Source organism: Halomonas sp. HL-93 (assembly GCF_900086985.1).
GTDB lineage: Bacteria > Pseudomonadota > Gammaproteobacteria > Pseudomonadales > Halomonadaceae > Vreelandella.
In genome coordinates this window covers 2,735,779-2,752,398 of sequence record NZ_LT593974.1, presented here as the reverse complement: position 1 = coordinate 2,752,398, position 16,620 = coordinate 2,735,779, and the positions used below count along the sequence as shown (strand labels likewise).

The 16,620-nt window shown below is 42.8% G+C and carries 12 protein-coding genes; 11 read left to right on the top strand and 1 reads right to left on the bottom strand.

The window, feature by feature from the left end; genetic code table 11:
* The 6 genes from GA0071314_RS19515 (at window position 1) to GA0071314_RS12735 (ending at window position 9,253) form a co-directional block, all read left to right on the top strand.
* The gene (locus GA0071314_RS19515; RefSeq protein ID WP_156524118.1) at window positions 1–1,065 is read left to right on the top strand and encodes a hypothetical protein; all 1,065 of its coding nucleotides are present in this window, start codon (window positions 1–3) and stop codon (window positions 1,063–1,065) included.
* Window positions 1,062–2,456, top strand: coding sequence for a hypothetical protein (locus tag GA0071314_RS12755; RefSeq protein ID WP_074396997.1), 1,395 nt, complete (start codon window positions 1,062–1,064; stop codon window positions 2,454–2,456). Before GA0071314_RS19515 ends, GA0071314_RS12755 begins: the two co-directional genes overlap by 4 nt.
* A complete protein-coding gene (wecB, locus tag GA0071314_RS12750; RefSeq protein ID WP_074396996.1) occupies window positions 2,456–3,532 on the top strand; it encodes a non-hydrolyzing UDP-N-acetylglucosamine 2-epimerase in 1,077 nt (358 codons plus the stop codon). Before GA0071314_RS12755 ends, wecB begins: the two co-directional genes overlap by 1 nt.
* Complete coding sequence (locus tag GA0071314_RS12745) at window positions 3,529–4,740, top strand: glycosyltransferase family 4 protein (RefSeq protein WP_074396995.1); 1,212 nt, start codon at window positions 3,529–3,531, stop codon at window positions 4,738–4,740. Before wecB ends, GA0071314_RS12745 begins: the two co-directional genes overlap by 4 nt.
* A gap of 1,260 nt (window positions 4,741–6,000) precedes the next feature.
* Window positions 6,001–7,566, top strand: a complete 1,566-nt coding sequence (locus tag GA0071314_RS12740; protein WP_074396994.1) for a glycosyltransferase family 4 protein — start codon at window positions 6,001–6,003, stop codon at window positions 7,564–7,566.
* Between the two features lie 427 nt (window positions 7,567–7,993).
* Window positions 7,994–9,253, top strand: a complete 1,260-nt coding sequence (locus GA0071314_RS12735) for a D-glucuronyl C5-epimerase family protein (protein WP_074396993.1) — start codon at window positions 7,994–7,996, stop codon at window positions 9,251–9,253.
* Window positions 9,254–9,717: 464 nt separating this feature from the next.
* On the opposite strand, the gene GA0071314_RS12730 is transcribed toward GA0071314_RS12735, so the two are convergent.
* On the bottom strand, window positions 9,718–10,905 hold the full coding sequence (locus GA0071314_RS12730; RefSeq protein ID WP_074396992.1) for a class I SAM-dependent methyltransferase: 1,188 nt from the start codon (window positions 10,903–10,905) through the stop codon (window positions 9,718–9,720).
* 378 nt (window positions 10,906–11,283) lie between these two features.
* Here GA0071314_RS12730 and GA0071314_RS19510 point away from each other — a divergent pair, with 378 nt between their 5' ends.
* The 5 genes from GA0071314_RS19510 to GA0071314_RS12710 all read left to right on the top strand — a co-directional run bounded on the left by GA0071314_RS19510 (window position 11,284) and on the right by GA0071314_RS12710 (window position 16,515).
* Complete coding sequence (locus GA0071314_RS19510; protein WP_156524117.1) at window positions 11,284–11,526, top strand: hypothetical protein; 243 nt, start codon at window positions 11,284–11,286, stop codon at window positions 11,524–11,526.
* Window positions 11,522–12,136 (top strand): glycosyltransferase, encoded by a 615-nt coding sequence (locus GA0071314_RS12725; protein ID WP_082934254.1) that lies wholly within the window; start codon window positions 11,522–11,524, stop codon window positions 12,134–12,136. The genes GA0071314_RS19510 and GA0071314_RS12725 overlap by 5 nt, the downstream gene beginning before the upstream one ends.
* Window positions 12,126–13,400, top strand: a complete 1,275-nt coding sequence (locus GA0071314_RS19785) for an exopolysaccharide biosynthesis polyprenyl glycosylphosphotransferase (RefSeq protein WP_074396990.1) — start codon at window positions 12,126–12,128, stop codon at window positions 13,398–13,400. Before GA0071314_RS12725 ends, GA0071314_RS19785 begins: the two co-directional genes overlap by 11 nt.
* 342 nt (window positions 13,401–13,742) lie before the next feature.
* On the top strand, window positions 13,743–15,017 hold the full coding sequence (locus GA0071314_RS12715) for an O-antigen ligase family protein (RefSeq protein ID WP_074396989.1): 1,275 nt from the start codon (window positions 13,743–13,745) through the stop codon (window positions 15,015–15,017).
* Window positions 15,018–15,240: 223 nt separating this feature from the next.
* Window positions 15,241–16,515 carry an O-antigen ligase family protein gene (locus tag GA0071314_RS12710; protein ID WP_074396988.1) on the top strand — a complete coding sequence of 425 codons (1,275 nt, stop codon included), beginning with the start codon at window positions 15,241–15,243 and terminating at the stop codon, window positions 16,513–16,515.
* The last annotated feature ends 105 nt before the right edge of the window (window positions 16,516–16,620 follow it).

Below are 16,620 nucleotides of genomic sequence, written 5' to 3'. Positions count from 1 at the left end.
ATGCTAACATTAATAAAGTCGCTAGGTTTAAATTATCTCCCAGCATTAAAAGTTTCGTTTTTCTTAGGCCTAACAAATTCAGCAACTAGCATATTGAATGCCTTTTCTTTTGTTTGTGTAGTTTCATTCATTAATGGTGGTAATGGGTTTTTAGAGCGCTGGTTTGACATAAATCCTAATGTATATCTTTTCTTATCGGTACTCTTCCTTATCTGTTCATCTATGATGTATTCATTGATAAAAAATACAAATTATAATCTTAAAAGAACTATAAATTTGTGTTATCGAAATACTAGAGTTAAAAAAGAGATAAACTCTATTGTAAATAGTTATAAGCAGCACAGTTTTTCAGCTGTTAGGACCTTCTTCCTGCTTTTTATACCACCAAGCGTTGTGGTTTGTATTTCAGTTATGCTGATGTCTTTTTTTTCTATGCTTTTGGCGGGTGTGGCATTATTAAGCGTCGTGATATCTGTTTCAATACTAGCTTTCTTATTAAGCTATTTTAATAAAGCCGTATCTGAAGAAGTGGTGCCTTTTAAGCTAGGCTTGCTTATAAGTGGTCTAGCTTCAGCTACGTTAATAATGCCTGCAGTTTCCCTTGCATACCAAGTTAACCACGATATTTATGACCCAGCACTCATAGTACTTTTAGTATTTTTACTCAGGTATGTGTTTTCTTTTACGCGCTTAGTTATGTTTGCATATTATAGAATCAGTTACAATTTGGAAAGTGAGAAAACTTTTGAAGGTAATGGTCGAAGATACATACCGTTAATAATGAACGCAAAGCATGCTGTAATAAGTCCAGCCGACTTTTCGAGCCTTATAAAAGACGTAAAAAATACGCTTTCCAATGACAGTTCTAGTGCCAAGATAACTAGTGTTGTAATAGGTGAGAAAAAGCATTTTTGCTTAACATGCCATAAAAGAGTTGTTATCAAGGATGTGATGCTAAACAATTATAAAAAGGCTGAACTTTTAGAGTTTTTAACTAAGACAAAAAAGAGCTTTTTGATTGTTAGTGCCAATTCTGAGTTCCAAAGAAAATTGGGGTTGAAATGAAAAAAAAAGTGGCAGTTTTAAGCTTTAACTCGGTAGTAAACGATGGAAGGATACTTAAAAGTGCGGATTCAGTTTCGGAACCTGGCTTCGAGGTCAAAATATTTGGATTCGAAGATAATCATACTAGAAATGGCTATTGTAAAAAACGTGAATCAGGGGTTACGCTAGATCTAATACCTAAGCAATTTACAGTAGGTGTTTTAGCTTTTCTGTACAATGATGTCTCATCATATCTTAGGAAAAATTTCAAAATAATTTTCCTTTTTACTTTATTCTTGTTTGCTGCCGTACTTTTATTTTCAGCCTTTTATTTGCCCATTTTTGTTGTCTTTACTGGCCTCTTGGCTTTACCTCTGTTTTTTTTATTCTCTTATTTTTACAGAAATAAGCTCTATTTTTATTATTTGAAAGTAATTAATTTTTTAATCAAAATCACAAGAAAAAAAGTTTACGATGAGCACCGAACTAAAGCTATGTATGATAAAGTAGTAAAGTTTGAACCAGATATTATCCATGCGCATGACTTAAGAACAATGGATGCAGCTATAAAGCTTAAAAATAAGCTTGGTTGTTTGTTGATTTGGGATGCGCATGAAATATATGAAGAAACAGCGCAAATTAAAGCTGACAGTAAGGAAAATATATCAAAGAAAATTTCTTCATTCCAAGCGCTAGTTGACCACTTTATAACAATCAATGAAAGTATTGCCAAATTTTATGCTGACAAATATCCAAACCTTCCTAAAGCATTGATAATTAAAAATGCGACTTTAAAAAATATACCAATTGAGTACGATTACAGGTTGCATAAAAAAGCTATGCTTCCAGAAAATCAAAAAATAATTTTATATCAAGGTGGTTTTGCAAGGAAAAGAGGTATCGAAAGCATAGTAAACTCTTCCGAGTTTTATTCGGATGACACTACCCTTGTTTTAATGGGGTGGGGAGGGATACATAATGAGTTAAGCTCAATGGCTGATAGGATTAACTCGCAAAGGAATTGCTTTTACCCAAAGTGTGTAATTATACCTCCAGCACCTCAAAGTGAACTCGCACATTGGACTATGGGTGCTTTCTTGGGCTTAATTCCTTATGAGAATCATGGGCTAAATCATTTATATTGTACCCCAAATAAACTGTGGGAGTACCCCAATGCTGGTGTTCCTCTTCTATGCACACCAATGGTTGAAATGAAAAAGATAGTAGATGAATGGCAGATAGGTTGGTTGTTGGATTCGTCTCTACAGGCTAGTCATATAGCCAAAATTATAAATTCTATAGATCAAACCTCTAGAGATAGAAAAAGTATAAATTGCACAATATTTATTGAAAACGACAATTGGGAAACCTACTCGCAAAAACTAAAATTTCTCTATAAAGGATTTTTTTAATGAATATATTCTCTATTGTAGGTGCACGTCCTCAGTTTATTAAAGCTGCAGCCGTGTCTAAAGAAATTAAAAAAAGTGAATTGTTGAAAGAAACAGTACTTCATACTGGACAGCATTTCGACAGTAATATGTCGGATATATTTTTTGATGAATTGAAAATTCCTAGACCGCATTTTCAACTCAATATACATGGAGGCAACCATGGTGAAATGACTGGTAAAATGCTTATCGAGATAGAAAAAGCAATGCTGGAATCTAAACCTGACTATGTATTGGTGTATGGGGATACTAATTCTACGTTAGCGGGTGCACTTGCTGCGTCTAAACTGCATATTCCGATTGCACATGTTGAAGCAGGTTTGAGAAGCTTTAATATGAAAATGCCAGAAGAAATTAATCGTATTTTAACGGATCAAGTAAGCTCTATTTTATTTTGCCCCACGGACACAGCGGTCGCTAACCTTAAAAATGAAGGTTTCACTTCAAAAAAAAATGTTTATGTAGAAAACGTTGGTGATGTGATGGAAGATGCCGCACATCTTTTTTCCCCAATGTCTAGAGTTCCTTCCTCTTACAAATCAGATCCAGATGATTTTATTTTAGCAACCCTCCATCGAGCTGAAAATACCGACGATCCTGTACGGTTATCTGAGATTATCTTAGCACTTAACGATATTCATTATTCAGTCTCACCTGTTGTAGTGCCACTTCATCCGAGAACACGTCAGATTATTGAAAAGCAGGGGATTTCAGTTAATTTTTCTGTGATTGATCCAGTAGGTTACTTGGAAATGGTCTGGCTTATTAAAAACTCTAGATGTGTCATTACTGATAGCGGTGGTTTACAGAAAGAAGCATATTTTTTCCATAAACCGTGTATCACAATGCGAGATGAAACAGAATGGACTGAATTAGTTGAAGCTGGAGTCAATATCTTAACTGGGGCTGATAGAATTAAAATAACAAGCCTAGCATCAGAGGTTTTAAAATCTGAATTAGATTACTCAAAGAATTTGTATGGAAATGGTCTTGCTTCAAATAATATTGTTAAAGTACTTGAAAAGCACTTGAGATGAAAATATTGATTATTTCTCAAGATGCAGGTTCTCCTGGTTATGGTATGGTTTATAGGAATTATAACCTTGCGAGAGAGTTTGTTGAGATGGGGCATTCGGTCACAATTGTTTCTGCCTCCTTTTCACATTCTAGGCTTAAACAACCTGATGTGAAAAAAGAGAATATTGATGGAGTGAATTTTCTTTGGATTCCAGTGATTAGAAATAAAAAAGGAAGTAAATTCGTACGAATACTGAATATGTTTATTTTCAATATAGGAGTACCATTTGTTAGGAAAGACAATTGGGATGTAGTGATAGCATCATCGCCCAATCCTTTCTGCATTTATCCAGGTTATTTAATTTCTAAGATTAAAAAATCTGTTTTAGTATTTGATATTCGTGACTTGTGGCCTCTTACCCTTCTTGGTTTAATGAATGTGTCAAAGAATAACCCTCTTATATATTTGATGCAAAAGGCCGAAGACTTTGCTTGTCGTAATTCTGATATTGTATTGTCAGTCCCCTCGAAAGCTAAGAATTATTTAAATAGAAGGGGTATGAAGAGTGAAAAATTCCTCCATGTCCCAAACGGTATTAAATTCGAAGATATAGCAATAATAGAGAAACTACCACAAACACATGATTCTGCAATTCTGGGTGTAGATCATAATAAAAAGATGTTCATCGGGTATTGTGGCGCTTTAGGTCAGGCTACGAATATAGGGCTTCTCTTAGAAGCGCTAGGCTCTCCTAAATGCTTCGGAGTACATCTTTTTATATTGGGTGACGGACCCGAAAAAGAAAATTTGATGGAAAAAGCTAATTCGTTAGGCATTTCCGATAGAGTGTGTTTTCTCACTCCCGTCAACAGATATCAAGTCAGGGACTTTTTAAGTAAAATGGACGTTGCTTATATCGGGCTGAAAGATTCTGAAGTTTTCAAATGGGGCGTGAGCCCTACAAAAATTAATGATTATTTCTTAGCTTGCTGTCCTGTTATTTACGCTGTTAATGATGGAGGTGCACCTTTTGAAGATGAAAACTGTATGGTGCGATGCTCTCCAAGTTCAAAAGAAGAATTGATTGATGCGATGGTTTTCTTTAGAGAAATGCCTTTTTATAATAGAAAAAAAATGGGTGAAAATGGTATGAGCTGGCTAATGAACAATATGGATATTAAGTCACATGCAAATACAATAATCGATAAAATTAACTTGGCAAGATAACTATTCTTTATAAAAGCTATTCAAAAAATTTCTCTCAGAATTTTTCCCAGAGCTTGAAAGTATGTTTCTTATACTGCAGCCAACACTATGCTAGGTTGAGTGACTATATCATCCCGAATATAACTGCGAGGTCTAACGTTGCTCCTTTCATATGTAGCGAAGAACTCAACCGCGACGAGGACTAATAACGCCTATCGACGAACCATCTCACTATTTTGAGAAGCGTATTTGGAGGTGCGTCCCCCTATCAAACTGTCCTTATTATCACGTTATTGAAAGCATGCGGAATGTTGGCGGACTGATGCTGGTACTGTTTTGGGGATCTGATTGCAGAGGCGATGCAAGGCAGATAGCCAGAATAACTGATCCGGTGATTTTGAACACTTGGCATTGTCCCGAGTATCTAGAGCTTTATCCGGTCTCAAACTGTGCTTTTCCCGGCAGATAAAAGTGTCTATCCGGCACCCAAGTCGTCGATATATTTGGTTATGAAAACATCTTGAGCAGCACTATCTTGGCCGTTCGAAATCCTTGATCCGACCAGTTATGGCTATAGGGCCTAACTAGGTCTGGAACTGGGATATTATTTATTGTGCCTCCATTGTATGAGATCAGCACTGGTATCTTTACATGATCATAGATAGCCGCAGAATCACTGCCTGAGAAGTTCATGACACTAAAACGGAAGAGCTGGCTACGCAGCTACTTGAACGCGACCGCTGCTAGAAAGTTGTTGGCATCAGCCGTCCGAGCTGAACTCAGACTATCGGTTAACCCAAGCAAAGTGCAGGAATTAAGAATAACAAGCAGGCCGATTAAGAACTAATATTTCGACAGCTGGGTTGAAAATCACCGGTTGGATTCAGCGACAAGCTCAATGAGCTGCCACGCTCCTCCGCCGTTCCATGACATTTGGCCTGATACAGAAATAGCGTAGCATACCGAGATCATTCAGAAGGTGGGTCATTAATCTACCTTGCCGACCTGCATAGTCAATGGCAGCATTCCACTATGAACACCAACGCGAGTTGAGGCAGTATCACCAAATGACACGGACCTGTCGGTCTTCAGTCTAGAAGAACTCGATAAGACCGCCGGCTTACTCTATACACAGTGGGTAAAGCTTTGGACTGGAGAATGCTGGTAGAAGTTTACTCCGAAGTACTTAATAAATCTGTTGCGACACAAGGGTTCTCCAAGAGTGTGGCAATTGGAACTTGAGACCGCCGTCAATGAATGAGTATCTATTAGGACTGTATTATGAGTAAAAAACATATAGTTTCAACGGTTTTTAATTCCGTTGAAAATGATAGTAGAGTCATCAAAACTGCTCAAGCAGCAATTTCTGCAGGCTATGATGCTACTATTGTTGGTGTTTGTAGTGGTTCTGAAATTCTTAGAAAAGAAGTTGAAGGCGTCCCGGTTGTTTTAGTGCCGAATTTTTCACAACAGTTGAAGCGGTATAAATTGTGGGGACCAGATAATAGGGACTTGCGACTTTTAATTGGTGGCCAACTTAGGACAACAATACCAGAAATAGTTTCTCTGAGGCCTGACATTATTCATTCACATGATATGGTAGGTTTGAAAATAGGGGCTGCTGCTTCTAGAGCTCTTCTCATAGGTGGCCATGATGTTCCTTGGGTTCATGACATACATGAGTTTGTAGCTGGCTTAAAGGGAGAACTTGCTGAACTTTATATGCCTATTTGTTTGGCCTGGGAGCGTGAATACCTACGTACTGCGGATCAATTAATAACCGTAAGCGAAACTTTAGCAGACGAAGTCCAAAGTCGTTATTTTTTGCCTAATAAACCTACAGTAATTTACAATGCACCACCTAGGGAAAGCTATTCAAAAACAGCGAATGATATAAGGTCCCATCTAGGACTTCCAACTGATGTCCCGCTTGTTGTATTTGTTGGAGGAGCAACGCCCTTGCGAGGATGTGATACAATATTAAAATCACTATCATATCTCGATGGGGTGCATTTAGCGTTTGTTAGTCAGGGAAAATATGTAGAGGAACTTATTCAACTTGCAGAAAATATGAATATAAGTGAACGCTTTCATGTACATCCGTATGTGTCTAGTGATCAAGTAACTTCCTTTATAAGAACTGCAGATGTTGGCATTCACGGACTTGTACATTATCCAAATGCTGAAGTAGCTATGCCAAACAAGATGTTTGAGTACCTGCAAGCGGGATTACCTATGGTTGTTAGTGATGTGGCTAGCATGAAAGAGTTTGTAGAAAGCCATAATATTGGCAGTGTTTTTTCAGCAGGTAATCCAGCATCTTGTGCTGATGCAGTTCAACGTGTACTGAGTATGCGAGCTAAATTTGCTGATAATATTACCCGCGACCTAAAGGAGATGTTTTCCTGGGAAGACCAAACTAAAAAAATACACAGTATTTATGAGGATTTACTATTAGAAGAAAAGAAGATTACTAATCTTAGAGATATAGACACTGCCCTTGTGAATGATAAATTAGATACGCTTCTTTTTGAAACTAGCTATTCTCAATCTCTGTCCATAGCTGATTTTAACAGAGTGAATGCTTTGGAAACTCTTATAGTTAGAAAGCATAACGAAGCGCAAAAAAAACTATCTGGATTCGAGGATAGCATCCTTAAAAAAATAGAGGTCAATAAAAATAAAATATCTCGATTAGAAGTTTTGGTCAAAAAAATGAATAAAAAAAGCACGCTTACTACGAAAATAAAGACAGTCATATCTTTTTTTAGAAGATATGGTTTTATTTCTGCATTTGCTATTATTTTTAAAAGGGCGAAGAAAAAAGTTGTATTGTTTGGAAAATAATTTTTTGGCCTTTAAGATTGGTAATGCTAGAGAAGTTAAATTCTTTGTATAAAATACCTCTGAAAACAGCAAGATTTTCAGACAGAGTGCTTATTAAATGAGTTGTTGCTGATTCTCGAGTAAAACCGGTAAGATGAAAAATGTTGCTTGTCTTGTTGAGTATGAAGATTTAGGTCATACTGAAAGACTAAGATTTCTATCTATAGTCTTATTAAAATACACATAATATAGTAAGGATTTTATTAACATGCCTTCCATATTTAAGCTAGTTTTCCCGGCGCAGCGCACTAAGGCAGGTTATGCCTTCATTCTATTTGTTATGTGTGCGCTTATAGAATACCCTGCAGAAGCAAGCAGTTTAACAGCTGATATGCCGCCTTTGAGTGATAATCTCCAGTCAATGTAGGACTTCTATAGATTCGAATTTATGTCTGATGGGTATCCCGGTAGAGACGATGGCTGGGCTCATCCAATCTACGGAGTATACGTTCTCCGGGATTACCTTCGGCAGCATGATACTGCTCCAAATGAAAAACTTGAAGAAGCGTTAAAGACTGTTGCCTACGCTACAATAAATAGAATGGAAGATTATAAAGGGGCTCTAGTATTTTGGTATGATGCTGCACCTGAGAGAGGAGGCCGTTTGTACCATAAACACTATTCGGGTCTAACCCAAAGTTACTATGCAGAAATTTTATATCGTGTTGGTGAACGCCTCAACGATCCTACATTGATTGATGCAGCAGACAGAGTCTTTGAAAGTCTTACTATCCCTGTCGAGGAAGGCGGTGTGCTCCATAATTCTGCTCATGGGCCGGTGATCGCCGAGGTTCCTCAGGAGCCGAATAGTTGGATTCTGAACGGCTGGCAGTCCGCCCTCGAGTCGGTTCATCGCTATGCTGAAATATCAGATTCAGACAAAGCGCAGGAGTTGTTTGAAGAAAGCACAGAAGCCATGGCTGCTATGCTGCATCTTTATGATGTAGCGGATTTAGCTAACAGCAGGTATGGACTTACGGGATTTGTATATCTTCGAATTAACCCAGCTGGTTCAGGAGTGTCGCTTAAAAATACAGCCATCGAGATACCTGGAGAACCGTCTGTTCCCGTTGAATCTACAGAGGGATCGCGCTGGCAGTCCTATTTCTTTGAGGGAGATACGACACCAATGGAAAATGGAGTTGAGATTACTGGCTCCTCAGCTCGCCTGAATGCTGTTCTTTCTATGGCTTCGGCACCAGAATCCAACCGATTAGAATTTGATTTTAATGCAAGCACAACGATGGAAATTACTGTTGACATCTACGTTGGTTCTTATGATCCACTATCGTCTGCCCCCGTGGATGCTGAATGGGTTCAACTGGCCAAGCTAACAGCTACACCAGGCGAAAGAGTAAGTATTGATATTCCTGTTGAATTTCTAGATAAGGTTGCATATCCGACTAATTTTGTTAAGCAAATAAGTGGTGAGCAAGTAAATGTTTACCATTCTATTCACGTAATGCGTCTTAGGCAGCTTGCAGACGCTTCTGGCACAGAAGAGCTTAGAGATTGGGCTGATTTATGGGAGGGCTATATTTGTCGCTGGGCCGGCATGAAGCTTTATGATGATTATAAGGCTCGAGACTACAAAGCTGTTGGCGAACAACTGATTGATCCTCAGGAGGTGTGTAGCAGGCTAGAATAATTCGGACATAGTGAGACATATGTTTTTATCTACTTCTTCAATGTATAGTATATTGATGTGCCAACGGGCTGAGATAGCGGGATTTTTCTAATTACAGTTTATCATTTCGTTAGATTTAGCTGTCTGCTATCTACTTTGCCATACCGCTAGGTTCACGCTTTTTTCTTGAGTAGTCTTTTTTGCTAGTGTAGTGTTGCATAGTTGGATGAAGATAGAAAAATCAAGACATCCACATTGTAACGTGCAACGGGCTATTTCTAGGTGTATGTTGGAATAAGTATTAGCCTAATAGTTGTAAGAAAGCTAAAATTACCACAGGGAAGTAGTGACGGGGAAGTCAGTAGAAGAAACGCAGTATAACTATGCGTGATATCATTTCAGTCTATTTTAAAGAGATTATTGTAAAATATGACTAAGCCACTCCATCTCTAGTCTTCTCACTACTGAGGATGGAGTGGTGTCGGTTATTTCACGATGCCTGTAAATAAATACATATACTGTTTTGTTGGTAGTAAAAACTTTTCTATTCTAAAATTATTAAAAAATTTCTCATATCTATTATTTACTGACTCAGTATTGGGAAACGTTCTAACGTGTCCAAACGCATCAAAGCTGGGCACGGAACAAATTGTAAATTTACCCTGTGGGAATTTCTCTACTACTTGTATATCTTCTTCAATGTGCTCCAATACTTCGGTGCAAATTATTGTGTCTATGTTTAACTTTCCCATTATATTGGACTGTAGTATATCTTCTTGATAGAAAAGAGCTTCTGGGTTTCTTTTGCGCGCTTTGCGTATTGCAGTTTCACTGAAGTCCAGCCCTGTATAGTTAACTTTATAACGCTTTAATAAAAATTCGGCAAATTGTCCTGGCCCACAACCTACATCTAAGATTGATTTTGAATTTTCTTTTTTCAAGTGTGAGATGATATTAAGCCACATTTCTACATAAATATTATTTTCATCACTTGAATTGTACTTTTCTGATTTTTCGTAGATTTCATCGTAATAACTTTTTGACGCTTGTAAGGGGTTTCCATCAGCTTTAGACTTTTTTGTTAGCTCATTGAGTGCTGTCTTCCAGTTTTCTTGACTAGGGTTTAATGAAATTGCTTTCTTATATTGCTCAATTGCAGCGTTTAGATCTCCAAGACGAAGATATGAATGCGCAAGGCGGACATGCCACCATGCAGGTGCACATTCTTTTAAATTGATAGCTTTAATTAATGCTTTGCAAACTTCTTCAAAATTACCAATCTGTTCCAGTAGTTTTGCATAACGTACTAGTGTTGTTGTATTGTCGGGTATTTTATTTTCAATTATTTTTAATATTTTTTTTGTCTTTTCATTTTCTCCTTTTCCTATGCATTGTTCAGCTAGGCTTATATAAGATGTTATTAGGCGTACTTGCCATGAAAGAGGGATGTTATTGCCTTTGAGATTAATTGCTGATTGGTAATGTTTTGTTGCTTCATGAAAGCTATTTGTTTCTTCAGCTAATTCAGCACATTTAATTAAAGTTTTTGCATCATTTTTTGAGTCTGATGCACATTTTTCTATATAAAAAAGAGACTTTTCAGTGTCACCTTTTTCAATTAGTTTTTTGGCAATTTCTAGCGAATCGCTTCTGGTTTCGTTTGTTGGCCGCATAATTATTCCTTAGTTCTAATGGTTGGTCATGATTTTTAATCTTAATTAATAGCATGCTTCTTATAGTTTTGCATATTGCGCCTAGATGTCAATTTTTTCATATATGATTTTTTGTGATATGGTTTGTTGTTGATTTATTGTATATTTTTAAGCTTAGTCTAAGTAATTTGCTTTTTATGTTTTGGTAAAACAGCTTCGTCTGATGTGCTCCATGAAATTGATAACACATGAATATTCACGCACGACTAGTAAGTGTGAATATTAAAGCGTTTTAGAAGTTAAGGTTGAAGGATATCTTTCAACGGTGGATTATTGCTCAGTTGTGTAGAGATAAAATTATGGATGCCATGGTAGGTGAGATGACAATGTTGGTAAGCCATGAGACATGAATATCAACGTCGCCATTCGCGTTGGTACGAGCTACTGTTGTTTAGCTTGACATTCCACCTGATGGTGGGGATGTCATTAGCGGTGCTGCTACCGGGATTGGAGCGCTGGGGCTGGGGGTTTTGGGAATGCCTGCCGGATGTGCGCCGTAATACGCTGGTGGCCATTGGGCTTGCTTTTATTTGCACTGCATTAACGTTGCGCTCTCCTCTCTTGGCATACCAACGGTATTGATCTGCCGTTTGTCGAAGCAGTAGAGCAGGGCGCGTTTGCCCCAAACCAAACGATTCCTTCACCCTCACAAAAGCCGCTGCAGGTACTGTATGCTGGTAACTTGGGTGTTGGTCAAGCCATTGAAGATATTGTGCCATCGTTGGCCCAACGCTTGGGCGCCCGGGTCAGGTTCCGCATTATCGGCGGCGGTGCGGGGGCAGATGCACTGCGCGAGCGGGTTGCGGCAATGGGGCTTGATAACGTAGTTGTGGAGCCGCTAGTTTCCCGCGAGGCGTTAATTGGCGCTTATCAAGCAGCCGATGTGCTTTTTCTGCATTTGAATACGCTACCTTCTTTGAATAGCGTGCTGCCATCTAAACTGTTCGAATATGCGGCTACGGGTAAACCGATATGGGCGGGTTTGCCGGGGTATTCTGCGCGCTTTGTACAGCGTGAAATCAAGAATGCGGTGGTGTTTGAGCCTGGCTCGGTGGAGAGTGCCGTTAAGGCGTTAGAGTCATTAACAATAGAGATTACACCTCGCCCGCGGTTTGTCGCCCAATGGCGCAGGGATAAGATTATGGATGCCATGGTGAATGAGATGAAGATTTTGGTGAATCATGAAGCGTGAATATCAACGTCGCCATTCACGTTGGTATGAGCTACTGCTGTTTAGTTTGACGTTCCACCTGGTGGTGGGGATGTCATTAGCGCTGTTATTACCAGGTTTGGAGCGCTGGGGCTGGGGGTTTTGGGAGTATTTGCCTGATGTACGTCGTAATACGCTAGTGGCTATCGGGCTTGCGTTTATTGCATCAGCATTAACCTTGCGGCGTATGTCACGCTTTCCCAGGGCCCAGTTGGGCGCCAACATCATGCCTACGGTTTCAGTCGCGTTTTTAGTGGTGGTGGCTATTTTGTTTTTTACCCGCGAGGGGTACACCCGTCAGGTAATGCTGAGCGGCTATTTAGTTAGCTTGGCATGGTTTTATGTCGGTTATTTTTTAGGTCGACGCTTTCGTAATTTAAAGTTTGCCGTGGTCCCGTTTGGAGATACTCATCGCTTGCGCGGTAACACCAAGGTGGATCTTCGCTTGCTGGATTCCCCCAGTCTGACAGGGCTGCGGGTGGATGGTGTGATGGCAGATTTGCGCGCTCAGGATTTGCCGCCGGAATGGCAGAAGTTTCTGGCTACCTGCACGTTATGCCATATACCCGTTTACCACTCCCGGCAGATATCAGAGACCATCTCGGGCCGAGTGCAGATCGACCGTCTCTCGGAAAATGAGTTCGGTAGCCTGCTGCCACCGCTATTTTATGTGGGCTTCAAACGGGTGATGGATTTTATTATTGCCGTGCTATTGCTCCCTGTATTGCTGCCCGTGCTGCTGGTGATTGCTTTGTTAATTAAGCGCGATAGCCCAGGGCCGGTGTTTTTTATGCAGCCACGGGTGGGCTACCGCGGCCGCCCATTCAACATGTTCAAGTTCCGCAGCATGTACCACGATATGAGTGGTGAAGATTTCACCATTTCGGGAGACGATCCGCGTATTACCCCCTTGGGGCGTGTGCTGCGGCGTTACCGGCTGGATGAACTGCCCCAACTGTTTAACGTGCTGAAAGGCGAGATGAGCTTTATCGGCCCACGGCCGGAGTCGGCCTCGCTTTCCGAGTGGTACGAAGAGGATGTGCCGTTTTTCAGTTACCGCCATGTGGTAAGGCCGGGCATCACTGGCTGGGCGCAGGTAGAGCAGGGCTACGCGGCGGAAGTGAACGGCATGACGCGCAAGCTGCAATACGATTTTTATTACATCAAGCATTTTTCGTTGTGGTTGGATGTGTTGATCATTCTTAAAACCGTACGGATTTTGTTTACCGGCTTTGGGGCGCGTTAGGTTTGCGTTTTGTGGCTGGATGATTTCTGGTGGCGAGATATTTGCTGATCGCGCAACAAGTTGTGCTCCTACGAACCCCACTGACCCGTGGCTTTTTAGCCGGGTGTTTGTTTATGTGGCGGGATGATTGCTGATCGCTCAACAAGTTGTGCTCCTACGAACCCCGCTTGCACTTGGTTTTGTGGAAGCTGCCAGCTTGGTAGGCGCTAGGCTTGTCGGGCGATGGGTTGTCTGTAGGCGATAGCAGCATTGGTTCGATGTTTGCTGATCGCACAATGAATTGATCTCTTCCTAAATCCTACTTGTGGTAACATTCCGCGTTCAAATAACGCTTGTTTTGGAATGTCCGTGAACCACTCCCCCCGTTTGAATTCCCTCCCTGTTTCTTCTCCGCTTTCGCTGTACACGTCACTGGCTGTTTTTCTGCTTTGCGCTATCGCGTTAATTGCGCCTACCGGTTATTCGCTGGGCGCGTTAATGCTGTTTCTGGGTAGCGGTGTGTTGCTGGTTAAACGCCCGTCGCTGGGGCTTTCTCGCCAGGATGTGTTGGTGATGATCGCGATGGCGGCGTTTGCGCTGGTGGGCGTGCTGGAGGCCTGGTGGGATGGCCAGGGCAGCAGTGGGGCGGATAAGCCGATACGCTTTTGGTTGGCGATTCCCGCGTTGCTGTTAGTGATCGCTTACCCTCCGCGTTTGGCCTGGTTATGGAGCGGTATTGCCTTGGGGGCCTTGGGTGCCGGTAGTTGGGCGATATGGCAGAAGTTCGGTATGGGCGTGGTTCGCGCAACGGGGCATACGCATACCATCCAGTTTGGCAACCTGAGCATGCTGCTGGGTGTGCTTTGCCTGGCGGCGTTGGGGTGGGCATTCACGCAGCCGCATCGGCGCAGGTGGGTAGCGTTTTTTATCGTGTGTGCGCTGTTCGGGGTGCTCGGGTCGCTATTTTCCGGTAGCCGGGGTGGCTGGGTAGGCATTCCATTCGTGCTGCTGGTGTTATTTCGTGCTTATGGCCCTTTGATGTCCAAACCGCTGGTCGCGGCGATGGCCATGGTGGTGATTGTCGGGGGTGTGGGTGTCTATGCCGTGCCGCAAATTGGCGTGCAGGCGAGGGTCCATGAGGCCGTCGAGCAGGTGCAGAACTACGTAGCGGGCGATAGAAGCCATACATCCGTCGGTGCGCGGTTTGAGATGTGGCGCGGCGCAGGGCATTTGATTGCTGAAAAGCCAGTCGTAGGCTGGGGAAGTAACGGCTACCGCGAGGCGATGCGCCAGTTGGGTGATGAGGGGATCATTAATAAAAAAACAGCCTACCGCTATGGCCATGCGCACAATGAATTTATCGACAGCTTTGCCAAGCGTGGGTTGATTGGTTTGGCGGTGCTGCTGGCTGTTTACCTGATCCCCATGCGTTTTTTTATCCAGCAGCTGGGCGCGAAAGATTTATCGCTACGCGCTATAGCCACTGGCGGAACGTTACTCTCCGTTACCTATATTGATTTCGGCCTGACCCAGAGCTTTTTAGCCCATAACAGTGGGGTGATGATGTTCGCGTTTTTGCTGGCGGTGTTGTGGGGGGTGTATAGCCGTCAGAGGAAGGAGCAGACGAGGGCCCTATAGGTGTCAGACTTCGGGCGATGGGTTGGTTGCAAGCGATAGCCTACGGTGGTTCGATGGTTGCTGATCGCTCAATGAATTGAGCTCCTACGAAACCCGCCTGCACCTGGCTTTTGCCGGGTGTTTTGTTTTGTGGCGGGATGATTGGTAATCGCTCAATGAATTGAGCTCTTACTCAAATTTTACCTGTGGTAACATTCCGCGTTCAAATAACGCTTGTTTTGGAATGTCCGTGAACCACTCCCCCCGTTTGAATTCCCTCCCTGTTTCTTCTCCGCTTTCGCTGTACACGTCACTGGCTGTTTTTCTGCTTTGCGCTATCGCGTTAATTGCGCCTACCGGTTATTCGCTGGGCGCGTTAATGCTGTTTCTGGGTAGCGGTGTGTTGCTGGTTAAACGCCCGTCGCTGGGGCTTTCTCGCCAGAATGTGTTGGTGATGATCGCGATGGCGGCGTTTGCGCTGGTGGGCGTGCTGGAGGCCTGGTGGGATGGCCAGGGCAGCAGTGGGGCGGATAAGCCGATACGCTTTTGGCTGGCGATTCCCGCGTTGCTGTTAGTGATCGCTTACCCTCCGCGTTTGGCCTGGTTATGGAGCGGTATTGCCTTGGGGGCCTTGGGTGCCGGTAGTTGGGCGATATGGCAGAAGTTCGGTATGGGCGTGGTTCGCGCAACGGGGCATACGCATACCATCCAGTTTGGCAACCTGAGCATGCTGCTGGGTGTGCTTTGCCTGGCGGCGTTGGGGTGGGCATTCACGCAGCCGCATCGGCGCAGGTGGGTAGCGTTTTTTATCGTGTGTGCGCTGTTCGGGGTGCTCGGGTCGCTATTTTCCGGTAGCCGGGGTGGCTGGGTAGGCATTCCATTCGTGCTGCTGGTGTTATTTCGTGCTTATGGCCCTTTGATGTCCAAACCGCTGGTCGCGGCGATGGCCATGGTGGTGATTGTCGGGGGTGTGGGTGTCTATGCCGTGCCGCAAATTGGCGTGCAGGCGAGGGTCCATGAGGCCGTCGAGCAGGTGCAGAACTACGTAGCGGGCGATAGAAGCCATACATCCGTCGGTGCGCGGTTTGAGATGTGGCGCGGCGCAGGGCATTTGATTGCTGAAAAGCCAGTCGTAGGCTGGGGAAGTAACGGCTACCGCGAGGCGATGCGCCAGTTGGGTGATGAGGGGATCATTAATAAAAAAACAGCCTACCGCTATGGCCATGCGCACAATGAATTTATCGACAGCTTTGCCAAGCGTGGGTTGATTGGTTTGGCGGTGCTGCTGGCTGTTTACCTGATCCCCATGCGTTTTTTTATCCAGCAGCTGGGCGCGAAAGATTTATCGCTACGCGCTATAGCCACTGGCGGAACGTTACTCTCCGTTACCTATATTGATTTCGGCCTGACCCAGAGCTTTTTAGCCCATAACAGTGGGGTGATGATGTTCGCGTTTTTGCTGGCGGTGTTGTGGGGTGTGTATAGCCGCCAGAGAAAGGAGCAGCCCCATGCCATGTAAAGGAACAGCTTTGTCGGGTGAAGGGGCTGGGTGCAAGAGTTGATTGTCTGTGGCGGGATAATTGCTGATCGCTCAACAAGTTGTGCTCCTACGAACCCCACTGAC